Genomic DNA, 23,007 nt, shown 5'->3' on the forward strand with positions numbered 1-23,007 from the left:
CGGTGTGACCCTAGTTTCGGCCCCGCAGCCGCGCTCCGTCGCTGCATCGGATCAGCTTTAGGGGAATCCCCAATAATCGTCGTGCACGAGCATTGACAGCCGGGAATCTCTAAGGAGAACCCTAGGGACAGTCGTGGGAGAATTTCGGCTTGTACAGCCTCCCCCGATTCCCCTCCGCCGATGAGGCCCCAGGTCTTTCACGGCGCATTTGCAAGCAGCCGGGAATCACTCAGCACAGCCTTTTCTGCAGCGCCCCACAGGTTGCCCTTTCGACCCGCCCGCCCCCTTCACGCAAGCGTGCGAGGAATACCCGATGACCCCGCTGCGGTACCCCCGATGGGCACGTCGGCCACCTGGTCACCGGCCTGCAGACCGCGCGGTCCGTGCCGACCGACTCCCGGTTCGGCTCCTTGCCTGCCGAAAAGCGTTCTCCGGTGAAGCTGCCCGGCTCCGAACTGATTGGCCGCATTCCGCAAGCTCTCCAGGAGATCCAAGAAGCCAAGGCCGACCGGCTGCGCGGTGATGCGCTCGAGGGCGGCCTGATCATGCTGCTCCTGTGCGCGTCTCTCCAGCGAACTCGGACCGGCCATCACCGTCGGCGCCGGCGCCCGGTGATCCTGCGGCGGTCGTCGCACCCTGGCGGGCGACGCCCCCGGCAAGGTCAGCACGGCCCCACCGGCCGCGCCATTCCCTCAGGGGCAGCGTTCACCGCGCGATCCGCTGGTGTGGGCGAAGCGACCCCCGGTGGTATTCAATGAGGTGTGCGATCCGGGATCTCGGTGCCCCGACGCATGGGTCCGAGTACAGCCCCGGCGCTGCGCCGGGGATTGCGAGAGAGCCGCATGGACTCCACACCCTCCCCCTCGTCCCCTTCGCCGTTCGACACGGTCAGCAGTGCCCTCGGGCGCTACATCCCGCGCGGCGGAGCGCCAGCGGCGGCCGGTCCTGCGAACGCGCAGGGCGACCGCGCCACCCGCCAACGCGTACCCGACAATCCGACAGCCGACCGTCAGGATCAGATTCTCGGCGTGGTCAACCTGGACAGGGATCTGAGAATCACCCGCTGCAATCTGGACGCCCCCGTATTCGCGGGTCTGGACGCCGAGGCCGGGAGTCCTTTCGCCGATCTCCTGCCCGCCGGGGACGCACCGACGGTCACACGACGGTTGCGGCAGGTCCTGGAGATCGGTGAGGCACACGTCGCCCGGATCCAGCGCCTGCGGCGCGCCGACGGGTCGGAGCTGGTGGTCTCGCTGAGCATCCTGCCCGCCGCGGCGCCTCAGGAGGGCTTGACCGTCTCCGTGATCGCCATGGCCAGGAGGCTGCACCTGTACGCCGCCGAGACCGCGATCGGCACCTCGCTGGACATCGGCGAGACCGCGCAGTCGCTGGCGGAGTCCCTGCTGGCTTGGGGAGACGTGGCCGCCGTCGACCTCGATTTCGCCGTGTGGACGGGCGAGGGAGTCACCGAGCACGCGCAGGGGCGCATCCGGCTACGGCGGGCAGCCCTGGTGCCGGACCGGGCGTGGCCCGAGGGTTACGTGACTCCGGGCGGCGATCTTCCGAGCGACGCGAGTCGCCTGCTGGCACAGGCGGTACGGCGGGACGATGCCCCGCAGCCCATCGTCATACCCGACCGGGAGGCGGTCGAGCGGCTGCTCGGCAGTCAGCGAGTGATCCGTGCCCTGGTGCCCGGTGACCGGTCGGTGAGTGTGGCGTGCGTGCCGCTGGTCCTGGACGGCGCGCCACCCGTCGTGCTGGGCCTGGCGGAGGTCTGGCGGCGGGCGGACCGCCCCTTCCGCGACAGCGAGTTGTTCGACCTGCAGGAACTGGTGGCCAGGACCGCCCATCACGTCGACCTGGCCCGTCAGCACCAGCGCGAGCACACGCAGGTGCTGGCTTTGCAGCGCCGGCTGCTGCCCCGGACCGGCGGCCACACGATTGAGATCGCCAGCGTCTACCAGCCCGCCACCCCCGACAGCGCGGGCGTCGGCGGCGACTGGGTGAACAGCTTTCCGCTGCCGGACGGCCGTACCGCGCTGGTGGTCGGTGACGTCGTCGGGCACGGCCTGGGAGCCGCGGCGACTATGGGCCAGCTGAGCATGGAGGCCCGCGCGCTGCTGTCCGCGGGGCTGGCACCCGACGAGGTGCTGGAGCACCTGGACGAGACCGTGACGCTGCTGGACGACGCGGAGTCCGGGCTGGCGGCCGGCTACAGCGCCCTCGGCTCCACCTGCTGCATCGCCCTTTACGACCCGGTCAGCCACCATGTGACGCTCTCCAGCGCGGGCCACCTCCCTCCGGTCCTGGTGCTTCCGAACGGGCACGCAAGCCCGCTCGCGGTCCGCCCTCACCCCGGCCTTGGCGCCGAGTTCGCGCTGCGGGAGCCGTTCGACGTGCACACGTTCGACGTGCCGCCGGGCTCCCTGCTCGCCCTCTACACCGACGGCCTGGTGGAGGATCCGGCCCTGTCGATCGACGAGGGCATCAGCAGGCTGGCGGATGCCGTTTCCACGGTGCACCCCTGGGATGCCCTGCAGCAGGCCGCACGGCACGTCGTCTCCGCACTGGCGCCCGTGCGCCGGCGCGACGACGTGACCCTGCTGCTCGCGCGCATGATCGGCTACCGCAAGGGGGACACCGCGACCTGGCGGCTACCCGCTCGCGACGACGCGCCCGCCCGTGCCCGCGCGCACGTCTCCGCACTGCTGCGGCAATGGCACACCAGGAGCGACACCCAGGACGACATGACGCTGCTGGTCAGCGAGCTGGTCACGAACGCGGTGCGCTTTGCCGCCGGTCCCATCACGATACGACTGATCAGGGCCGGTGGTCACGGCCTGCTGTGCGAGGTGGGCGACACCGGCAACGGCAGGCCGCGTCTGAGCCGGGGCGGCCTCCTCGACGACGGCGGGCGTGGCCTGCACATCGTGCACCGGCTCACCACCCGGTGGGGGGTGCGGTGGACGGACACCGGCAAGGTGGTCTGGGCGGATGTCGCAAGATGACGCGGCTGCGGGGCGGGGCGCTGCCCGGCGTACGCGAGCGCGGCGAGGGCAGGGGCGGCGTGCGTGTCAGCCGGCGCCACCGACGGTACGGAAGGCGCCCTCAGCGGTACCGGTGGCGTGACCGGTGATGCGGGCGGCCCGTTCGCTGCTACGGGTGGCGCGGGCTCGCACTACAGCCACTCCCCTTCCAGGGCGGTGGCGGTGAGGCCCGGTGCCGCCGCGTACAGGACGGCGCGACTGCCCGACTTCTGTCCGGCGTCGTGCGCCCGCCTCAGGATGTCGAATACGGCGGCGCCTCCACGGTTGCCGCTGGTGTAGCTGTCCCGGCTGTAGTCCAGCAGCCCGGACGGCCACGCGTCGGGCATCGTCTGCTCCATGTACTCCAGCACCCGGGTCCCGCCGGGGTGCGCGAGCAGCACGTCGGGGTGCCAGGAGTCGGGGTCGTCCTGGTAACGGACGCGCAGCCACTCCCACATCGCGGTGACCGTCTCCTGTACGGCGCGCGGCCCGCGCCGGTCCATCACGAAGTGGGTGCCGTCCGCCCGCGTTTCCAGGCAGTGCAGGTCTTGGGTGTCGGGCACGGTGTGGTGCCAGGCCGCGTCCAGCCGCAGGACCGACTCGCGCCTCGGGCGGCCCGTGACCACCGCGGCGACCGCGGTGTCCGCGAACAGCAACCGGACGATCAGGGACTCGAGGGTGTCGTCCGCGGGCTGGTAGGTCGTGCTCAGCGCCTCCGCGATCACGACCAGGACCACCCGATCGGGGTCCGCGGCCACGAGATCAGCCGCCAGGGCCAGGGAGCGGGTCCCCGCGACACAGGCCCACTGCGTGGCCGGCAGCAGCATCACGTCGTTGCGGAGCGCAAGCTTGTTGGCCAGGGCGATGTCCAGACCGGGCAGCGCCGGGGTGGTGGAGTGACTGGTGATCAGGCAGTCGATGTCTGCGGGGTCCAGCCCGGCGATCTGCAGGGCCCCGCGCGCCGCACGCTCCCCGTAGGACTGCACGGCCTCCCAGGCCGGCGCGGTGCGCTCCTGGACGGTCTGCGGCGCGGGTATCGCCTCGAGGGCGGCGATCACGCGGTCCACGTCCTGCTGGGTGAACCCGTCGCGTGCCAGCGCCTCTTGGGCGGTCTCGATGCCGACAGCCTGCAGGCCGCTGCCGTCGCCGGGCGCGACGACGGTCTCCAGCGGCAGCATCCACCCGCGGGTCTCGATGCCCGTACTGGCCGCGATGCCGTCGATCCGCGGCGCCCACGCCGCATGCGGGTGCCGGTCGCGCACCTCCGCCACGATCTGGCGGGTCTCCACGGCGTGCTCGCCGTGTATCACGGCAGGAGGGCAGAGGTATGCGGCCATGATGGGCACCTTTCCAGGGGAACAAGGAGGAACGTCACGAGGGCTGCGTCATGGGCCGCTTCGGAACTTCGCGCCCATGCCGACGGGCTCCACTTCGGGAGTCGCTGTCCAGGTCGAGCATGGACCCGAAAGGGACATTTAGGCTGTGACTAAGGCAACTTGGGCGACTCTTGGAGGCGTGATACGGCACACACCGCCGAAACAGAGGGGACCTCAGAGCGGTCCACAGGTCTTACCTGACTCGCCGTCAGCTCGGGGGCTTGCCAGGTCCGGGCGCGCACCGCCGGCGGGCTGGTGTCGGCGCCCGCCGTGACAGTCCCGCGGAGGCGGCCCTGCCGGAGACCACCCGGCCGATGACGCGACACGGCATCGAACGACTCCCGGTGGTCGACGAAAAGGACCGGCTCGTCGACATCGCCAGCCGCCGCGACCTGCCCCAGGTCCTCCCGCGCTCCGCCGAGGAGATCTGGCAGGCCGTGCGACGTGAGGTGTTCGCCGACGCGCTCCGGGTCAGCCCCCAGATCTCCGAAGTCGCCGTCCACGACGGTGCGGTCACGCTCACCGGGCAGCTGGAAAGCGACACAGCGCCGCCGTCGCGCGGGTCCGACGCGCCCGCTGGACGGTGTCGTCGACGTCGTGCACGACCTCACCGTGCAACTCTTCGTCATGGATCAGGAGGAGTCATTCTTCCGCCTGTGGATGATTCGAGGCGGCAAACTGCGACAGTTCGCACCGCTGGAACCCTCAGAGGAAGACGAAGCTTTCTGGCCTGACACGCCCACGTGACCAGCATCGTTGAGGGCTCTCATCCTTTTCAGGTCGATCACGGGGTATCGACAACGAGGGACAATGCCTTGCGGGCCTTGGCCGACTGTCCGCCCGGAAACCGTCGCTGACCGCCGCTGTTCATGCCTGTTGGTGTCAGCCGCCGGCGTCAACCGATACGCGCGGTCTTGACAAGCCCGAGCGCTCTAGCCTCGGGACAGCAGGACGATAGCCGCCCCGATTCCGATCAGCCCTGCTATGGCAACGACTGTGGCTATCACTCGCAGGCCACCGAAGTTCTGCGCTCGGGCCTGCCCCACAGGTCGCCCCTGGAGCCCCGACACGACCATTGCGCGAAACCAGGCGACTCCCGTCTTCGAAGCGAGTGTCAATCCCACGACCAGTGCGCCCAGCCCCCAGATCAAGAGGAACACCCGGCCGCCGTGGGTGGCTTGCGCGCTGAGCTGCGACATGACGCGCATCCTGGCGGGTTCCCTTGGGCGCGTCAACGATCTACCTTCACCCACCACTCACCCCAGCTCCCATCCCGTCTGCCGTCGGCCCACACACCGTGGAGCGGGCGTGGTTCAGGGAGTCCAGGTGGAGCGCACCACTGTACGAACGACTGTGAGGATTGACTGCGGCATCGCTCGGGAGTCCGACCCACCGAACGATTGACGCTTCGGGCTGTCCTTTCAAGGAATCGTCGGCCGGCCGAGCGGTGCCGCTTCGCGCGAGGCCGGCCGAGCCTTGACACCCTGGGCCGCGGCCGCTCGGCTCTGCCTGGGTCGACGGCAGGCTGGATGGGAGCACCCTCGCGCACGCCGTCTCCTCCGTGGAGGAGCCCGCCTACTGGACGACCGAGCGAACCGCCCGCGTCGCCAAGGCCGTGGTGGACGCCCTCGTCGAAGACTGAGTCGAGGCCCGTCCGTGACGTCATGTACGTCGACGGACCGCCGTGCCCGACCGGTCACTGCCGGACGTGCACCCGTCCCTGCGGCAGATCGCGGTCTCCAGGTTCGTCTGCGTGACCACCGGAGAAATCACACCCGCGTGCACGCCGGGTCCTCCAGCGGCTCCCTTTTCTCGTACGGGAAAGGGCAACTCCCGGCTGGAGGCTGTCTCTTGACGGTGCAGGCAGCCTGCGGGTCGGTCCGACCGTCAGCGCCCGGCCCGCCGCCTGCGTCCACGCTCGAAGACGCGGTGGTCGGCGACCTCGAAGACGTGGTGGCCGGCGGCGCGGTCGATCCGCTGGTTGCGGCCAGCGTGCAGCCCGTCAGGAACACCCGCGCGCACAGCACGCATGACGCGGCACGGCGGCTGGAGCGCATGACGGCCCCTCACAAGCAGGCAATGGCCGAGCACATACCGCCCGGCCGGCACATCAGCACACCCGCCGGGGTCCGCGCAGTGCGGCACGGCACGATGTGGGGGCGCCGGCGCGCGGTCCGACGCCTGCGTGTACCCCGGCCCCAGGGCGAGCGAGGCTTCCACGCCTTCGACCGGCTCGGTCGCCAGACGCGACTCCGACCTGAACGACAGTCCCGGGACGGTCGATGACGCCCTCCACGACGACGGCTGACCGGTGGAGATCACCGTGAACCTGCCGACCGGGCCTCGTGGCCGGCTAGCACCCGCATCGCTCCGGCAGTCAGTCGACAGCCGGCCCGACCGACAGCCCCGGCCCCCGCCCCGCGCGAAAGGCCCCTTCACAACGATCGCTCCAGACCCTTGCCACCTCGCACCTTAATAACGATACTCCAGGTAACGAAATCCCGGTTGTCGTTCTGGAGAGCCCATGGACAGCGTCGTCACCCCTCCCGCGCCCACCCTCGACAAGCCCCTGATGCACTACGGAAAGCGGGTGCTGGAGCGCACCGCGCCCGGTGCCGCCCCGACCGAGTACCGGCTGATGGACATCCGCCCGTTCACCCCGCACATCGGTGCGGAGATCGCCGGCGTCGACCTCTCGCTCCCGATCGGCGAGGACCTCGCCGCGGAGCTGAAGCAGGCCCTGCTGGAGTGGAAGGTGATCTTCTTCCGTGACCAGCACGCCTTCGACCCGAGCTCCCAGCTCACGCTCTCCGCCCTGTGGGGCGCGCCGGAGCCCAACCCGTTCTTCCCCGCCGGCGACACCGCCGGTGTCTCGCGCCTGGCCAAGGACGCCATGGCCGTGGGCACGGAGAACATCTGGCACAGCGACCACTCCTTCATGGCCGCACCGGCCCTCGGCTCGGTCCTGCGGGCCGTCGAGGTCCCCGCCGCGGGAGGCGACACCCTCTGGGCGGACATGGGCGCCGCGTACGACAACCTGTCCGAGCGGACGAAGGCCCGGATCGAGGGGCTCACCGCGGTGCACGACTGGGTCGCCAGCTGGGGCCTGACAATGACGGACAGCCAGATCGCGGCGCACCGGGAGGCCCTGCCGCCCGTCGAGCACCCCGTGGTCGTGCGGCACCCGCGCACCGGCCGCAAGCTGCTCTACGTCAACGAGCCCTTCACCACCCGGATCACCGGTCTGCCGGAGTCCGAGAGCCATGAGCTGCTCGGCGAACTGGTCCTGCAGGCCCGTATCCCCGAGTACCAGGTCCGCTTCCGCTGGCAGCCCGGCTCCGTCGCGATCTGGGACAACATCGCCACGCAGCACTACGCGATCAACGACTACTACCCGCAGCGCCGCGTCATGGAGCGCATCGCGATCGCCGGCGAGCCCCTGTCCTGAGACCCGTCGCCCGGGGCTCCTGCCCGGACGCCCCGCTGCCAGGACGGGCACCCGCCCGCCTCGGCAGGCTTCCGCCCGGCCGGCCCACGCCTCGTCGGCCGGGCGGGCACACGCGCGGCGGACGGACGTCCGCCGCGGCCATGCACGGCGTCCCGTCGCCGACCACATCCGGGCTGTCCTCCGGCCGGGTACCGGCCCGGATTCCCCGGCCGGCGTCCCAGGGGTGCCCCCCGCCTCCTTCCCGTGCCCCTCCCTCCGTCTCCCCATCCCGACCCGTCCCCGCGGAGCCCCTGTGACCGACACCGACGTCGTACCCGCTGTGCCCGCCGCCCCTGTGAAGACACCACCCGACCAGCGCCGCCACGCGTGGACCGTCACCGCGCTCCTGGTCGTCTTCATGATGGTCAATTTCGCCGACAAGTCCGTGCTGGGCCTGGCGGCCGACCCCGTCCGCGAGGACCTCGGCCTGTCCGCGTCCGCCTTCGGACTCGCCAACAGCGCGTTCTTCCTGCTGTTCTCGATCTGCGGCGCCGCGGTGGGACTGCTCGCGGACCGCGTACGGCCCAAGTGGCTGCTGTTCACGATGGCCGTCCTGTGGTCCCTCTCCCAGGCACCGCTGGTCCTGGGCGGAGGGCTCGCCGTGCTCGTCGCCTCGCGCGTTCTCCTGGGCGCCGCCGAGGGGCCGGCGTTCCCGGTGGCCCAGCAGACCACGCTGTCCTGGTTCCCCAACCACCGCCGCAACCTGCCCGGCGCACTGATCGTGCTGGGGATCACCCTCGGAGTCCTGGTCGCCGCCCCGGTGCTGACCTGGGTCATCCACGAACACGGCTGGCGCACCGCGGTGGCGGTGGTCGCGGTCGCCGGCGCGGTGTGGGCGCTGCTGTGGATCCCCTTCGGCGGAGAGGGGCCCTACGCGGGGACACGGGGCAGCGGGACTCCGGAGCCGGTCCCGGCCGACGGCCCTGGTGCCGATCGGGCGGCCCATGGCTCCGAAGCCGACCCGGCGGCCGACAGCCGCGAAGCGGACCGCGTGGCCGAGGCGGCGGAGGACGTGGCCGAGGCGGCCGGCGCCGCGCGCGGGACGCCGTACCGCAGGATCCTCGCGACCCGTACCTGGATCGGGGCCACGGCCGCCTACTTCGGCACCTACTGGGTGATCGCCTTCTGCCTGGTCTGGCTCCCCTCCTATCTCCATGACGGCCTCGGGTACTCCTCGGTCACCTCCGCCCGGCTCCTCATGCTGGTCTGGGGGCTGAGCGGTGTCGTGGTGCTCGGTCAGGCCGGCCTGACCGGATGGCTGCTGCGTCGCGGGACGTCGAGCCGACGGGCGCGCGGCGGGGTCGGCGGCGTCCTGCTCCTCGTCGGCGCGGGGGCGTGCCTCGCCCTGCCGGCGGCACCGGCCGGTGCCGCGACGGTCGTGCTCCTGGTCGCCGGATTCGGCTGCGCCGGGGCGATGGGCAGCGTCGCCGCCACCACCGTCGCCGAACTGGCTCCGGCCGACCGCCGCGGCGGGGCGCTGGGCATCATGAACGCCGTGGTGACCACCGCGGGTCTGATCGCCCCGACCCTGGTCGGGCATCTCGTGGACACCCACGGGACCGCGGGCTACCGGCAGGCGCTCCTGATCACCGGGGTACTGCTCCTGCTGGGCGGAATCGCCGCCGTCACGCTGATCGACCCGGCCCGCGACGCCCGGCTGCTGTCGGCACGCCGTGCCGACCCTCTCGCCCCGGACCACGACGCCCCGCGGCAGCTCGCCTGACGACCACTCCCGCGTGCCTCCACGGGCCCAGTGGAGCACGCGGGAGGGGGCTCCGCGCCGCGAGCTGTCTCCCAGCGGCGCAGGCCTCTCCCGTCTCCCCGTCTCCCCGTCTCCCCGTCTCCCCGTCTCCCCGTGAGCCGACCTCCCGGCCGGGGACGCGGCACCTCCGCCACCACTTCGCCCTGCTTCCTACTCCCCCGCCCACCGATTCCCCCACCGCCTCCCCCGCTCCTTCCCTACCGCGAGGAATGACGTGAACCCCAGCGCCCTCGACACCTCCTGCCTGGACCGGGCCGTCGCCGAGTTGCGCGGCAGTGCCGCGTCCTGGTCCGCCGTCCCGCTCACCGAACGCATCGCGCTGCTCGAACGGCTGCTGCGCCGGGTGGACTCCGGCGCGGCCGAACTGGCCGCGGCCGGTGCCCGCGCCAAGGGCTACGCTCCTGACTCCCCGTGGGCCGCCGAGGACTGGATCGGCGGTCCGTGGGCGCTCGCGCAGAACGCCGCGGCGTATCTGCACGTGCTGCGGCGCGTCGCCGCGGGCCGCGAGCCGCTCGAGGCGAAGACCGTGCGGGAGACGGCCGGCCGCACCCGCGTCGACGTGTTCCCCGCGACCGGCTGGGACCGGCTGCTGCTCAACGGCTTCAGCGCCCAGGTGTGGATGCGGCCGGGCGTCACCGCCGACGAGACGCGCGACCGCGCGGCAGGCCCGTACCGGGGCCGGCCGGAGCCCTCGGCCGTGGCCCTGGTGCTCGGCGCCGGGAACGTCGCCTCCATCACCGCGCTCGACATCCTGCACAAGCTCTACGCCGAGGGCCAGGTCGTCGTCGCCAAGATGAACCCCGTCAACGCCTATCTGCGCCCCCACTTCGAGCATGTCTTCGCGGAGTTCGTCACCCGCGGCTGGGTCTGCTTCGTCGACGGCGGCGCGGCCGAGGGCGGATACCTCGCCCACCACGAGGACGTCGACGCGATCCACGTCACCGGCAGTGACCGCACGCACGACGCGATCGTCTGGGGGACGGACGAGGACGCCGGGCGGCGCCGACTCGAGGACCGGCCACTGATCGGCAAGCCCTTCAGCAGTGAACTCGGCGGGATCAGCCCGTGCGTCGTCGCTCCCGGCCCGTGGAGCGACGCCGACTTCCGTTTCCAGGCCGAACACATCGTCACCAGCAAGATGAACAACTCCGGCCACAACTGCATCGCCGGCCAGATCCTCGTCGTACCGCGCGACTGGGACGGCACCGAGAAGCTGCTGAACGAGATCCGCCGGGTGCTGCGCGCGCTGCCGTCCCGCGCCGACTACTACCCCGGGGCCCGTGAGCGCCTCGACGCCGTTCTCGCCGCACACCCGCGGGCGGAACGGTACGGCGACGGGTGCCGCTTCCTCGTCCCCGACGTCACCGACCCCGACGACGTCCTGGTCACCGACGAGGTCTTCGCCAGCGCGCTGGGCGTCGTACGGCTGCCGGGCGCGACCACGGCGACGTTCCTCCGCAACGCCGTCGACTTCGCCAACGACCGTCTCCCCGGCACCCTCGGGGCGACCCTCATCGTGCACCCGAGGACCGCGCGACAGGACCGCGCGGCGGTGGACGCCGCCGTCGCCGACCTGCGCTACGGCACCCTCGGCGTCAACTGCTGGTCCGCGGTGGGCTTCCTGCTCGGCTTCACCCCCTGGGGCGCCTTCCCCGGCCACACCCGCCAGGACATCGGCAGCGGCGTCGGCTTCGTGCACAACGCGTTCATGCTCCGGGGCGAGGACATCGAGAAGACCGTGCTGCGTGCCCCGTTCACGCCCGCACCCCGCGGGCTCGTCACGGGCGACCCTTCGCTGTCCCCCCGCCCGCCGTACTTCGTCACCAACCGCACCGCGCTGACCACCGTGGAGCGCCTCACCCGCTTCACCACGGCGCCCAGTCCGCTGCGGCTGCCCGCCCTCTTCGCCTCCGCGCTGCGCGGCTGAGCCCGACAGCCCGCACCGACCCCCGCCGACACCCCTACGGAGAACAGCCCATGCTCAACCTCGCCGTCATGCTGGAGAACAGCGCCCACGCCGTGCCCGACCGTACGGCGGTCGTCCTGGGCGACCGGCGGATGACCTACGCGGAGCTGGACACCGCCGCCCGCCAGGTGGCCGGCCTGCTGCGCTCTCGCGGCATCGAGCCCGGCGACAAGGTGGCGCTGTCCTGTCCGAATCTCCCGTGGTTCCCGGTGGTCTACTACGGCATCCTGAAGGCCGGCGCGGTGGTCGTACCGCTCAACGTGCTCCTGAAGGGCCGTGAGATCGCCTATCACCTGGCCGACTCCGACGCCAAGGCGTACTTCTGCTTCGAGGGCACCTCCGAACTCCGGACGGGCCAGGAGGGATGGGACGGGTTCAACGAGACCGAGAGCTGCGACCACTTCTTCCTGCTCACCGCGGCCCCGACCGAGGCCTCCCCGATCCCGGGCACGCGGACCCTGACGTCGGCGCTGGCCGGCCGGAGCACCGAGTTCGAGACGGTCGCCACCGAGGCGGACGACACCGCGGTCATCCTCTACACCTCCGGCACCACCGGCCGGCCCAAGGGCGCCGAACTCACCCACGCCAACCTGGTGCTGAACGCGCTGACCTGCCACAAGATGTTCGGCGAGGTCGGGCACGACGTCCATCTGATCGCCCTGCCGCTGTTCCACTCCTTCGGCCAGGTCGTGCAGATGAACGCCGGCCTCGCCGCCCGCGCGACGCTGGTCCTGCTGCCGCGCTTCCACGCCGGCTCGGCCCTCGCCCTGATGCGGCATCACGCCGTCACCTTCTTCGCGGGCGTCCCCACCATGTACGCGGCGCTGCTCGCCGAGGACGTGCCCGAGGCGGAACGGGCGGAGATCGCCGGCAACCTGCGGATCGCAGGCTCCGGGGGCTCGGCGCTGCCGGTCGAGACGCACCGCCGGTTCGAGGAGCGCTTCGGGGTCACCGTCCTGGAGGGCTACGGCCTGTCGGAGACCAGCCCCGCGGTGACGTTCACACCGCGCGGCGAGCCGGCGCGCCCGGGCTCCGTCGGCCGTCCGGTCTGGGGCGTGGAAGTGGACCTGATCGCCGAGGACGGCACGCCGGTGAAGGGTCCGGACGCCATCGGCGAGATCGTCGTGCGCGGGCACAACGTCATGAAGGGCTACTACAACCGGCCCGAGGCGACCTCCGAGGTGCTGCGCGACGGCTGGTTCCGCACCGGGGACCTGGCCCGCCGGGACGCCGACGGATGGCTCTACGTCGTCGACCGCACCAAGGACCTGATCATCCGCGGGGGCTTCAACGTCTATCCGCGGGAGATCGAGGAGGTCCTGCTCACCCACCCTGCCGTGAGCACGGTGGCCGTCCTCGGCGTGCCGCACGCCACCCATGGCGAGGAGGTCAAGGCCTGCGTGGTCCTCGCCCCGGGGGCCGAACTCACCGGGGAGGAGCTGATCGCGTGGTGCAGGGAGCGGATGGCCGGCTACAAGTACCCGCGCCTGGTCGAGTTCCGCGACGGGCTGCCCACCAACGCCACGGGCAAGATCCTCAAGCGCGAACTGCGGGACGCGCCCACGGCACCCTGAGGGGCCCCGCAACACCTCGCTTCCCTGACGGCGGCCGGCCGTTCGGCGGCCGTCGGGGCCCGTTCGCCGGCCGATTCCGTGAACTCATCACCTCCAGGGGCTACCCCGTGGCACCGGCCCGGCCGGAAGCTCTGGAGCGAACCTCGACGAGGAGGACGTCATGACGGACACCGCACCACACTCCGCGCCACCGTTCGGGCCCCGCAGGAGGGCGAGGTGGGTCGCCTCTCCCGGCGTCGCCTCCCCCGGCCTCGCCGCCCGGCCGACGGCGGGAACGCTCGACCGTACGGACCGGAACAGCACGCCGCCCGGCCGCACGGACCGGAGCACGACCGGGGTGACCCGGTGAGCGCCCCGGAAAGCGCCGACTACGTCGTCGTCGGAGCGGGATCGGCCGGGGCGGCCCTCGCCGGCCGGCTGACCGGGAGCGGCCCGGCCTCGGTCGTCCTCCTCGAAGCCGGCGGCCGGGACCGGAAGGCGGCCGTGCACATACCCGCCGCCTTCTCCCAGCTGTTCAGGACCGAGCTCGACTGGGACTACTCGACCGCCCCGCAGCCCGAGCTCTCCGGGCGCCCCGTCTACTGGCCCAGGGGCCGGATGCTCGGCGGCTCCTCCTCGATGAACGCCATGATGTGGGTACGCGGATTCGCAGCCGACTACGACGAGTGGGGCGACCTCTGCGGCGCCGACTGGTCGTGGAAGGGCCTGCTGCCGTACTTCCGCCGCACGGAACGGGTCCTCGGCGCCACCGACCCCGACCACGGCCGTACCGGCCCCATGAGTGTCGAGCCGCAGCGCGACCCGAACCCGCACACGGCTGCCTTCCTCGACGCCGTCCGGGCACTCGGCCACACCGTCGAACCCGCCAACACCGCGACGCCCGACGGGTTCTCGCAGACCATGGTGAGCCAGCGGCGCGGCGCGCGGTGCAGCACCGCGGACGGCTATCTCAAGCCGGCCCGCCGCCGCCCGAACCTGCGGGTCGTCACGGACGCGCAGGCCACCCGCGTGCTCTTCGAGGACCGCCGCGCGATCGGCGTCGAGTACGTCACCGGGGGCGTCACGCGCACGGTGCTGGCCCGCCGCGAGGTCGTCCTGAGCGCGGGCGCGGTCAACACGCCCCAGCTGCTCATGCTGTCCGGCATCGGCGACGCCGGACACCTGCGCGAGCGGGGCATCGAGGTGCTGGTGGACGCCCCGCAGGTCGGCGCCAACCTCACCGACCATCTCATCAGCGGCCTCGCCGTCGACGCCGCCGACCGGACCCTGTTCGCCGCCGAGCGGCCTTCCGAGCTGCTGAAATACCTCACCCGCCGCCGGGGGATGCTCACCTCGAACATCGGCGAGGCGTACGGATTCGTCCGCAGCCGGCCCGACCTCGAGCTGCCCGACATCGAGATCATCTTCGCTCCGGTGCCCTTCCTCGGCGAGGGTCTCGTCAAGGCGCCGGAGCACGGGCTGACCGTGGGGGCGATCCTGCTGCGCCCCGAGAGCACCGGTTCGGTCACCCTGGCCTCGGCGGACCCCTTCGCCAAGCCGGTCATCGACCCGCGCTATCTGACGGACCCGGACGGCGCCGACCGCGCGGCCCTGTTGGCCGGACTCGACGTCTGCGAGGAGATCATCGGCCGGCTCGCCGACCGCGGGCTGTCCAAGGGTCGCTTCCTCATGCCGCCCGGGGCCGAGGACATGCCACGGGACCGGCGCGACGCGCTCGCCCTGGCCGACCACTCCCACACGCTCTACCACCCCGTCGGCACGGCCCGGATGGGCCGCGACGACGCCTCCGTCGTGGACCCGCGTCTGCGGGTACGGGGAGTGCGGGGCCTGCGGGTGGCGGATGCCTCGATCATGCCGACGATCATCCGGGGCCACACCAACGCCCCGTCCATCGTGATCGGGGAACGAGCCGCGGATCTGCTCACGGCGGACTGAGGCCGACAAACCGGTCCTGAGCACCACGTGCTCACGGATGTCGAACTCGGCGTGGAGGCAGCCAGGACTTCGACGTCAGCTGAAGGACGCGCTCCAGGCACCCGCGCTGCTCTTCGGCCCAGCCGTCCGGTGATTCCACGGGAACGGCCATGGCCGTCACGGAGGCGCCAAGACGCTTGACGGCCTCCGGCCTCGGGGGGACGAGGTCCACGGCGATGATCTTCTCGGGGCCACCTGCGAGTGGAATGACCTCGTCTGTCCAGCCTGCCCGTGAAGGCTGCTGTCCGCATGGGCAGGCTGGATCCATTATCGGACCTCGGACCTCGGGCCCGGCATGGCAGCCCCGGTTACCGCCGGCGCACCAGAATGAGTCGACCGCTTCTTGTGGCGTATCCACGCCTACTTGGAATGCTCTATCCATCAGCGGCACAAACGGCTCATCGCTCGGGTAACGGAACTATCCAGCTGGGCCCCCGATCTGCCGTCAGTTCTTCTTCAGCTCCTCGGCGAGCATCACAAGAATGCCGCTGGGACCGCGGACGTACGTGAGCTTGTAGACGTCCTCATACGTCGCCACACCGCGAAGCGGGTGGCATCCGTGCTTTGCGGCTACCTCAAGGGCTTTATCGATGTCGTCGACCGAGAAAGCGACGCGATGCATGCCAATCTCGTTGGGACGAGTGGGCTTCGACTCGATCGCTTCGGGGTGGATGTACTCGAAGAGCTCAAGGCGACCATGACCGTCCGGAGTCTGGAGCATCGCAATTTTGGCGTGATTGCCGTCAAGACCGACGGCAGTGTCGGTCCACTCACCACTGACCGTGTCACGGCCGACGACCGTGAGGCCGAGGTCGGTGAAAAAGGAGATCGTTTCTTCGAGGTCGCGAACGGCGATGCCGACGTTCTCAAATTTGATGCCCATGCGTTGCATGCTACCGAGCCGCCGACGGCGGCGGGAACAAGTACCTCAGCAATCCTAATTCTCGCTGGTCAGAGGAACTTCGCGTCTTCTTGACCACCAGTCAAAAAGCCCGCCTCGTGAAAGAGCGAGCCCAACCCCTATCGATCCGAAACTCAATCGGTTTCATTCGAGGATGCTGCGGGTCTCGGCGCCGAGTCGGGCTTGGTCGCGGGCCCGGCTGCGCATCGGCAGGCTGCGCTTGAGACCGTCGTTGAACAGTTCGTCGGGGGCGCGCCTCTGCTCGCCCCCGGTGCGGTCGGTGACCTGGTCGGAGCAGATACCGACCTGGTCGGCGAAGAGCGTCTGGCTGCCCCCGGCATTCGCCTTCGCACGGCTCGCCAGCCTCGCCGAGAAGCTGGTGCGCGGGCCGTACCGGCGACTCAGGTGCCACACAAAACGTCGACAGCACACAGCAGTTGCTCCATGATGTGACTACTCGACGTCGCCGCAATCGATGGGGGATCGGCATGGCGGGTGCACTGGTGTGCATGCTGTTCCTGACCGTCGCATGCGTCGGCCTCGGCGCCGCCGCCACCCACGCCTTCCGCCGCCATCGTGCATGCCTGCGGCTGAAGGCGTCAGGTGTGGAGACGACAGGGCAGTGCACATCGCTGTCATGGAGCCAGGACAACGTCTCGGTGCGCTTCTCCTACGCTCTCGCGGACGGCACGAAGTACGAGGCGGACTCCTTCCACGAGTCGCGGACATCTGTCTCGCCCGGCAGCACGTTCCCTATCGTGTACGACCCCGTGTTCCCGGCCGTTGCAGAGGTGGCGGACCTGCTGAGCGAGGCCATCCGTTTCCACCGGCTCGTTCTCGTCGCCATCACTCCCGTGATACTCCTGCTCGCCACCCTGGATGTGGGGCTCGCTCTCGCCGTTCTCCTCCTCCTCTGACCCCGGCGCGGGCGAACCGGCGCGCTACATCCGGATCCGAAACCCAATCAGTTCTATTCGAGGATGTAGCGGACATGAGGTCCGCCGAAGTAGCCTCGGATGATGTGCGGCTGGCGTTGGCGGCGGTAGAAGAACCTGCGGGTTTCGGCAGCGAGTCGGGCCTGGTCGCAGCCCCGACTGCGCATCGGCAGACTGCGTTTGAGGTCGGCGTTGACCAACTCGTCGGGGTTCAGCTCGGGTGAGTACGACGGCAGGAAGTGCAGTTCGATCCGGTCGGGGTGATCGGCGAGCCAGGCGCGGACCTTGCGACGGACGCGGCACCCCGCTCAAGGTCATCACGACCGCGGCGAACGTCAACGACGTCACCCAGACCCTCGCCCTGGTCGACGGCATCTCACCCGTCGCCGGCCGCCCCAGCCGTCCTCGCAGGCGTCCCGAAGCCCTGCTCGGAGACAAGGGCTACGACTCCGATCCGAACCGCGAAGAGCTCCGCAAGCGGCGGATCCTGCCGGTCATCTCCCGCAAGGGCGCCCCGAACATCAAGGGCATGGGCAAGCTCCGTTACGTCGTCGAGCAGACCTTCGCCCTGCTCCACCACTTCAAACGACTCGCCGTCCGCTGGGAACGCCGAACCGAACTCCACGAAGCCTTCGTCTCATTGGCCTGCGGCCTCATCTGCTGGAGGCGGCTGAAGAAGCACCGATCATGATCCTGGCACGAGCTTCTAGTGCCGCATCAGGCAACATTCACCCTCTCGGTGGGTACTGTGCAGACGTGGCCGATGAGAAGGACAGCGGGAACGGCTCGATCCGGCAACGTCCGTGGGACCTGGTGGTGGAGACCGTCTTGCTGGAACTCGTCGGCCTCGCTTTGTTCGGGATCGCCACCCTGTTGGCGTGGCTGTTTTTTGGGTGGCTGCCCGATCCCACTCTCGGTATGTTGACTACGAGCATGCTTGCGCTCTGGCCTGCGGTTGAGTTGCACCGTGCGGGACCGCCCCGACGGCTCGCCGTTGTTGCCGCTGTCCTTGCGCTGGCAACGGTGACACTGCTCGTGGCTGCAGCAGCGAACTGGGCCCTTCCCGAGTCGGCTGACTCAGACGTCGGTATCCTCATCGGCTACGTTGTCGCCGTACCCGTCGGCGCGGCTGTGTTCGCGTGGTTCATCAACAGGGCGAACGTTGCCTGATGCGGCACTAGCTACAACTCACACCACTCACCCAGAGAGCCGGCCGCCCGCGTCTGGGTGAAGTCGTGCACCAGGTCCCACGCCCGATCGATATCCAGGACAAAGTCGCCCGTGAACGCGGCGAGGTCGTCCATGATCGGGACTTCGACCTCGGCACCCGAGGGCACGGTGCCGTCTCCTACGAGCAGGGACATCCGCTCGGTGTCACTCATCAGATGGACGACCGCGTGATCATCTCGGAAGGCCAGGATCAGCACCGGGAACTCCCTGTTCGGCGACCGGACCTCGACGTACCCCTGACCACGGGAACGCAGGTCGTTGAAGCGGTCTGACAGATCCTTCATCTCTGAATGTCTCTCAACCGGATGGAACAGTCCCGATTCCGGCGACGTCGCCGCCCACACCACGCTCATCCAGTCCCTCTTCCCCACACAGGTCATCGCCCACGATCCAGGGCCACGCTTTTACGCTCCACCACGACACGACTACTGGGACTGGGTCGCATGATCGTGTTACAAGCTCTATGTGAGACACGAGAGCGCAAATCGTCTCGGAGAACTGTGGGCATCTTGTCGCGCTGCCGAAGCTCCTAGAGCGCTGCGGCCAGGATCGCGGCCAGCGCGAAAACGCCGGCCAGTACGGAGCAGACGATCACAGCGACGAGGTGGGTGCGCCGGTGGTTCTCCTCGTCTTGCACCACCACCGCGGTACGTGGCCTGCCCTTCCAGTAGGCGATCTCCACCACGTCGCCGGCCTCAAAGCGTGGAGATCCATACCCCTGAACCGCAACCCGTCTGCTCTTGCCGTCTGGAGTGACGAACGAACACCAGGCGCTCGCGTTGCCGTCGTCCCAGGTGACGTAGTCACACACACCAGGTGCGCGCTCTCCATGGGCTATGAGGCGACGAACCCCTCTCGCCTTCCTGACCGGAATCAAGCCCAGCAGGCCGAAAAAGACAGCTGCGGCTATGTAGGCGCTCATCAGTCCCCCTCAAGACATGACTGCGATCATCCCGCACTTGCCTACAGAAGTGCGGGACTGCCTACGCATCACCGGGACCGGACAGCCAAACCCATGATCTCAACTCGACACAGTCCCTGGCCCCAACCCACCCGAGACCCCGCCTCAGCCGGAGAACTCAATGCCGCACCTGTCCCCCACCATCCGACGCGTCCCACGCAAGGCCGGCCCCGTCGCCGCACCGACCGCACTGCTCGCCCTCGGCCTGACCCTCACCCCCGCCGCAGCCTCGAACACCGACGACACCAAAACCGCCGGACCCAGGCCCACCATCGTGCTGGAGCACGGCGCATTCGCCGACGCCTCCGGCTGGAACGACGTCATCCACTCCACACCCTGCAAAAACGCGGCTACACCGTCCACGCCCCGGCAAACCCGCTGCACTCCCTGACCGGCGACACCGCATACCTCAAGTCGTTTCTGGCCACCATCCCGGGCCCGTCGTCCTCGTCGGCCACTCCTACGGCGGCGCCGTCATCACCTGCGCCGCCACCGGTAACCCCGCGGTCAAGACCCTGGTCTACATCGCCGCCTATGCCCCCGACCAGGGCGAAACCGTCGCCCAGGCCACCACCCTCGGCGGCGGGACCACCGACCTGCTGCAGCACATCACCGCCCGTCCCTTCCCCGGCGCCGCCACCGCAGACGCCGACGCCTACATCGACACCGCCCACTTCCGGCAGCTCTTCGCCCAGGACCTGCCGGCCGGCCAGGCCGCCCAGATGGCCGCCACGCACCGCCCCGCCGCCTTCGCCCTGCTCGACCTGGACGGCACGCCGACCGACAGCCAGAACGCGTTCCGCGGCTGGGCGGCCTTCTTCGCCGCGGCATCGCGCGATCCGCCGCCGGCCGAGGGAGCTGGCTCTCGCGCTGGATCACGCAGGCGCAAGGTCATTTGCCTCACCGGCCGCCCGGAGTGCTGCCAGAGCGCCCCGGGGTCGGTTACCGCGCCCGCCTGCGACCAGGCCCCGTATCCCGCATCCCAGGCCGCCTTCTCCGGCATGGCGTAGGCATGCCGGGCAGTCCCATGGGGAGGTGTTCTGCCTTCCCCCGCCAGTTTCGGGTCATGCATGCTTCGGACCGAAGCATGCATGGGAGGCCGATGAGTGCGAGGCCGAAGGTCCGGCTTCGGCGCCCCGCGAGCTCGATGCCGTTCTCCTCGGACCCTCCCGGAACGCCCGGGCGTAATGCCTTACATGGACCCGATCAACGAGACTCACGCAAGCCGGCCGGGCCTGGTCGCCGTCGACGTCGCGGCCGCCGACGACACAGCGCCCACCTTCCAGCAACTGCTCGCCGCCGACCGGTGGGCAACGGTGATGTCGTGGTTGGTCGCGGCTCGACTGGTCAGCGCCAGAAATCGCCTGACGCTGCCGAGTCCCTTCTTGAGGCCGTTACGACTCAGCCACCGCTCTTTCGACGGAACGACCGCTGACTCGCGGCCGGGCCGTGCGCGCCGTGGATCTTCGACGTGTTGGTGCTCGCGGTGAGGGCGGCGTCCGCCTGCGTACCACGCTTGCGCGCCAGGGCCTCCCGGAACTTGCGCTTCAAGTCGTCCTGGGCATCATCGTCGGGCGAGAGGGAAAGGCTCTCGCCGTCTACCGGCTCTTCGGGCAATGGAGACTCTGCAGCCATGGTGACCTCCTGGTACCGGGCAGTGGGAAGCACAGCTTGTCACGGCGGACACCGCACCCCGGTCCCCGGGGCGTCCGCGCCGCCCGTCCCGCCCTCCCTCTCACGGTGAACAGCCGCGGCCGGAACGTCCCATCCCGAGAGTGGTGAACATGTGGTCGTCCACGCTGGGCCTGAAGAATTGCGGTGCGACCGACGCTTCCGACCGCACGACTTCGAGACCGTCTGCGGTGCTGCTGCACGACCAGATCCCCGACGCGGGAAGAAGCCGCTGCACCAGTCTCATCAAGCAGGGAGCGGACGCAGGGATCCAACACAGCACCAGCCTCGTGACCAGCAGTTACGCGCTGCACACCGCTCACCGAACGCAGCGGGGACGCTTGCGGTCGGTGGGGAGATCGCGTCCTGGGGTCAGTGCTGGGCGGCAAACATGTCTTCGACCGCCTTGAGCACGACGTCGGGACGTTCCGTAGGCACCTCGTGGGAGGTGCCCTTGGCGGTGACAAGCGTTCGGTTGGGGGCCTCCTGGGCGAACGAAGCGGCAGCGTCGCGCCAGCGCTGGGCGTCCTCGGGAGACCCTTCGAACGGGGTCTTCTCCGAGACCAGGACCGTTGCCGGCACAGAGTTCGGCCACGTCACCTCGTGGAATGCCTTGTGCGCCGCGGCGAAGCCCTCCGCGGTGGAGATGAGCTGGCGGTTCTCCGGCTTCTCGGGGTCCTTCTTCGCCGCGTCGACCTCCGGCTGGGTCGCGGCCACAAGACGGGGGATTTCCTGGTCCGTGAAGAACTGGGGAAGGTTGGCGTCGACCAGGACCGCACCGGAGAGCATCCCCGGGTTGTCCTTGGCAAGGTAGTTCGCGATCTCGCCGGCCTGGGAGTGGGACACCAGGGTCACGTCCTTGGTGACACCCAGCTGCTTGAGCCCGGCCTCGAGGTCGCTGACAGCACTCTCGGCCTTCCACGGGCCGGGCACCACGTCGCTCTTGCCGAGGCCGGCCCGGTCGTAGGTGATGACGGTGGCACCGGTGGCGGTATGGAGCTTGGGGGCTATGTCCTTCCACTGCGAGGAGTACTCGCCGCCGCCCGAGTCCAGGACGATGGTGGAGCCACTTCCCTGCGTGACGTAGAAGGCCAGACGGTGACCGCCGTTATCGACCATGTGCAGCTTCGCTTCGGCCACCTTGCCGGCCCCCGGAGAGGCGGACGAGGTGGCGGACGACGAGGCCGAGTGGTTGGAGGCGGAGTCGTTGTCGCTGCAGGCCGTGACGGCGCCGGCAGCCAAGGTCAGCAAGGCGAGAGACGACAGAGCACGGTACCTGGACCGGCGCCTGCGGGGAGTGCGGGACATGAGTGATCCTTCGGCGACTGAGGGTGCTGTTGTGCCGGTCCAATCATTGGGGGACCTGGTTGCTCACAGAATCCCGCTGGCACCCCTGTCGGTGCTGACGCTGAGGCCACTGAGCGCGGTGGGGTTAGCCCCCGCATGCGACAACTACGCGGTGTGCATCGTGTAGCCGCTGGTCACGGGGCTGGTGTGCGCGGGGCTTCAGGATGCCGCGGCTCGTGGGCGGGGGCCTGCGGAGAAGATCGTCTGTCAGCGCGTGCCAGTTGGGGGCCCAGACCCTGCTTCGAGCCCCTGCCCATGTGCCGCCGGTCTTCGCGAGGACCTGGGGACAATGCGCTGTAGGAGGGGGCGCCCGTCCCTGGCGTGAGGCCGGCTGCCGCCTCACCCGGACGACCGCCTCGCCTCGCTGCTCGCTCAGGCCGGAGACGCCATGAAGGTGGATACGGCCCAACCCTCACCTGCGGGCCGCTCCCCTTTCCGTTCAGCGTGCTTCCACCGGCGTCCGCCCTCGACCTGATCATCAGGCGCCCGATGTTGAGATGCGGTGGCGTGGTTTCAGGGAGCGCCGCAGCTCGTGGCTCCGCCGGGGCAGGTGACGTTGTCGTTGGACACCGCGCCCGCGAGCATCAGCACCAGGACGATGAGAGCCAGGATGATCACAGGTACGTTGTCCGCAGCCCAATTGCCGTGCTCGCGCGGAGGTTTCGGAGCGCTGGGCTGTGGGCCGGCAGTGTCGCGTGTGGGCTCGCCACCAGGCCCGTCGTGCCCCTCTGTCACCATCGTGTCACCCGCCGTCGTTGTCCCTTTCACGATGACACGGCATCGGACCTCACCCGTCA

23 protein-coding genes and 2 pseudogenes are annotated in these 23,007 nt (G+C 70.0%); 16 read left to right on the top strand and 9 right to left on the bottom strand.

What is annotated here, in order from left to right; translation table 11 throughout:
• Nucleotides 1-383: 383 nt before the first annotated feature.
• The gene (locus OG780_RS01545; RefSeq protein WP_328443833.1) at nt 384-758 is read left to right on the top strand and encodes a hypothetical protein; all 375 of its coding nucleotides are present in this window, start codon (nt 384-386) and stop codon (nt 756-758) included.
• A gap of 84 nt (nt 759-842) precedes the next feature.
• Nucleotides 843-3,008, top strand: a complete 2,166-nt coding sequence (locus OG780_RS01550; RefSeq protein ID WP_328443835.1) for an ATP-binding SpoIIE family protein phosphatase — start codon at nt 843-845, stop codon at nt 3,006-3,008.
• A gap of 170 nt (nt 3,009-3,178) precedes the next feature.
• On the opposite strand, the gene OG780_RS01555 is transcribed toward OG780_RS01550, so the two are convergent.
• Complete coding sequence (locus OG780_RS01555; protein ID WP_328443837.1) at nt 3,179-4,363, bottom strand: type III polyketide synthase; 1,185 nt, start codon at nt 4,361-4,363, stop codon at nt 3,179-3,181.
• A 353-nt stretch (nt 4,364-4,716) separates the two neighbouring features.
• Between OG780_RS01555 and OG780_RS44500 the strand changes: the two are divergent.
• Nucleotides 4,717-4,785 (top strand): annotated as a pseudogene (locus tag OG780_RS44500) (CBS domain-containing protein); the annotation flags it as partial.
• Between the two features lie 214 nt (nt 4,786-4,999).
• Entirely contained in the window at nt 5,000-5,149 is a 150-nt protein-coding gene (locus OG780_RS01560) for a hypothetical protein (RefSeq protein ID WP_328443839.1), read from the top strand.
• 1,140 nt (nt 5,150-6,289) lie between these two features.
• On the opposite strand, the gene OG780_RS01565 is transcribed toward OG780_RS01560, so the two are convergent.
• Nucleotides 6,290-6,433 carry a hypothetical protein gene (locus OG780_RS01565; RefSeq protein WP_328443841.1) on the bottom strand — a complete coding sequence of 48 codons (144 nt, stop codon included), beginning with the start codon at nt 6,431-6,433 and terminating at the stop codon, nt 6,290-6,292.
• Nucleotides 6,434-6,926: 493 nt separating this feature from the next.
• On the opposite strand from OG780_RS01565, the gene OG780_RS01570 reads away from it, so the two are divergent.
• The 6 genes from OG780_RS01570 (at nt 6,927) to OG780_RS01595 (ending at nt 15,126) form a co-directional block, all read left to right on the top strand.
• Nucleotides 6,927-7,850, top strand: a complete 924-nt coding sequence (locus tag OG780_RS01570; protein ID WP_328443843.1) for a TauD/TfdA dioxygenase family protein — start codon at nt 6,927-6,929, stop codon at nt 7,848-7,850.
• Between the two features lie 292 nt (nt 7,851-8,142).
• Complete coding sequence (locus tag OG780_RS01575; protein WP_328443845.1) at nt 8,143-9,612, top strand: MFS transporter; 1,470 nt, start codon at nt 8,143-8,145, stop codon at nt 9,610-9,612.
• 253 nt (nt 9,613-9,865) lie between these two features.
• Nucleotides 9,866-11,578 carry an aldehyde dehydrogenase family protein gene (locus tag OG780_RS01580; RefSeq protein WP_328443847.1) on the top strand — a complete coding sequence of 571 codons (1,713 nt, stop codon included), beginning with the start codon at nt 9,866-9,868 and terminating at the stop codon, nt 11,576-11,578.
• A 50-nt stretch (nt 11,579-11,628) separates the two neighbouring features.
• A complete protein-coding gene (locus OG780_RS01585) occupies nt 11,629-13,191 on the top strand; it encodes a long-chain-fatty-acid--CoA ligase (RefSeq protein WP_328443849.1) in 1,563 nt (520 codons plus the stop codon).
• Between the two features lie 160 nt (nt 13,192-13,351).
• Nucleotides 13,352-13,540, top strand: a complete 189-nt coding sequence (locus tag OG780_RS01590; protein WP_328443851.1) for a hypothetical protein — start codon at nt 13,352-13,354, stop codon at nt 13,538-13,540.
• Nucleotides 13,537-15,126 (top strand): GMC family oxidoreductase, encoded by a 1,590-nt coding sequence (locus OG780_RS01595; RefSeq protein ID WP_328443853.1) that lies wholly within the window; start codon nt 13,537-13,539, stop codon nt 15,124-15,126. Before OG780_RS01590 ends, OG780_RS01595 begins: the two co-directional genes overlap by 4 nt.
• A gap of 484 nt (nt 15,127-15,610) precedes the next feature.
• On the opposite strand, the gene OG780_RS01600 is transcribed toward OG780_RS01595, so the two are convergent.
• Together OG780_RS01600 and OG780_RS01605 are read right to left on the bottom strand one after the other, a co-directional pair.
• Nucleotides 15,611-16,048 (bottom strand): VOC family protein, encoded by a 438-nt coding sequence (locus tag OG780_RS01600; RefSeq protein ID WP_328443855.1) that lies wholly within the window; start codon nt 16,046-16,048, stop codon nt 15,611-15,613.
• 162 nt (nt 16,049-16,210) lie between these two features.
• On the bottom strand, nt 16,211-16,480 hold the full coding sequence (locus OG780_RS01605; protein WP_328443857.1) for a hypothetical protein: 270 nt from the start codon (nt 16,478-16,480) through the stop codon (nt 16,211-16,213).
• A gap of 74 nt (nt 16,481-16,554) precedes the next feature.
• Between OG780_RS01605 and OG780_RS01610 the strand changes: the two genes are divergently transcribed.
• On the top strand, nt 16,555-16,983 hold the full coding sequence (locus OG780_RS01610) for a DUF3592 domain-containing protein (protein ID WP_328443859.1): 429 nt from the start codon (nt 16,555-16,557) through the stop codon (nt 16,981-16,983).
• 53 nt (nt 16,984-17,036) lie between these two features.
• On the opposite strand, the pseudogene OG780_RS01615 reads toward OG780_RS01610, so the two are convergent.
• Nucleotides 17,037-17,291 (bottom strand): annotated as a pseudogene (locus OG780_RS01615) (transposase); the annotation flags it as partial.
• Here OG780_RS01615 and OG780_RS01620 point away from each other — a divergent pair.
• Complete coding sequence (locus tag OG780_RS01620; protein WP_328443861.1) at nt 17,222-17,692, top strand: transposase; 471 nt, start codon at nt 17,222-17,224, stop codon at nt 17,690-17,692. The pseudogene OG780_RS01615 and the gene OG780_RS01620 sit on opposite strands and share 70 nt — an antisense overlap.
• Before the next feature lie 65 nt (nt 17,693-17,757).
• Nucleotides 17,758-18,171, top strand: coding sequence for a hypothetical protein (locus OG780_RS01625; protein ID WP_328443863.1), 414 nt, complete (start codon nt 17,758-17,760; stop codon nt 18,169-18,171).
• An 11-nt stretch (nt 18,172-18,182) separates the two neighbouring features.
• Here the strand turns inward: OG780_RS01625 and OG780_RS01630 are convergent, their stop codons facing one another.
• Both OG780_RS01630 and OG780_RS01635 read right to left on the bottom strand, forming a co-directional pair.
• Complete coding sequence (locus OG780_RS01630) at nt 18,183-18,584, bottom strand: hypothetical protein (protein WP_328443865.1); 402 nt, start codon at nt 18,582-18,584, stop codon at nt 18,183-18,185.
• A gap of 176 nt (nt 18,585-18,760) precedes the next feature.
• Nucleotides 18,761-19,153: a hypothetical protein gene (locus OG780_RS01635; protein ID WP_328443867.1), complete on the bottom strand. Its 393-nt coding sequence runs from the start codon at nt 19,151-19,153 to the stop codon at nt 18,761-18,763.
• Between the two features lie 160 nt (nt 19,154-19,313).
• Here OG780_RS01635 and OG780_RS01640 point away from each other — a divergent pair, with 160 nt between their 5' ends.
• The 3 genes from OG780_RS01640 to OG780_RS01650 all read left to right on the top strand — a co-directional run bounded on the left by OG780_RS01640 (nt 19,314) and on the right by OG780_RS01650 (nt 20,682).
• Nucleotides 19,314-19,583 carry a hypothetical protein gene (locus OG780_RS01640; protein WP_328443869.1) on the top strand — a complete coding sequence of 90 codons (270 nt, stop codon included), beginning with the start codon at nt 19,314-19,316 and terminating at the stop codon, nt 19,581-19,583.
• Between the two features lie 13 nt (nt 19,584-19,596).
• Complete coding sequence (locus tag OG780_RS01645) at nt 19,597-20,202, top strand: alpha/beta fold hydrolase (protein ID WP_328457824.1); 606 nt, start codon at nt 19,597-19,599, stop codon at nt 20,200-20,202.
• Between the two features lie 186 nt (nt 20,203-20,388).
• Nucleotides 20,389-20,682 (top strand): DUF6207 family protein, encoded by a 294-nt coding sequence (locus tag OG780_RS01650; RefSeq protein ID WP_328443871.1) that lies wholly within the window; start codon nt 20,389-20,391, stop codon nt 20,680-20,682.
• On the opposite strand, the gene OG780_RS01655 is transcribed toward OG780_RS01650, so the two are convergent.
• Together OG780_RS01655 and OG780_RS01660 are read right to left on the bottom strand one after the other, a co-directional pair.
• Nucleotides 20,594-20,827: a DUF5302 domain-containing protein gene (locus OG780_RS01655; RefSeq protein ID WP_328443873.1), complete on the bottom strand. Its 234-nt coding sequence runs from the start codon at nt 20,825-20,827 to the stop codon at nt 20,594-20,596. The two genes, OG780_RS01650 and OG780_RS01655, sit on opposite strands and share 89 nt — an antisense overlap.
• A gap of 408 nt (nt 20,828-21,235) precedes the next feature.
• Nucleotides 21,236-22,171: an alpha/beta fold hydrolase gene (locus OG780_RS01660; protein ID WP_328443875.1), complete on the bottom strand. Its 936-nt coding sequence runs from the start codon at nt 22,169-22,171 to the stop codon at nt 21,236-21,238.
• Nucleotides 22,172-23,007 lie beyond the last annotated feature (836 nt).

Source organism: Streptomyces sp. NBC_00386 (assembly GCF_036063235.1).
Taxonomy (GTDB): Bacteria; Actinomycetota; Actinomycetes; order Streptomycetales; family Streptomycetaceae; genus Streptomyces.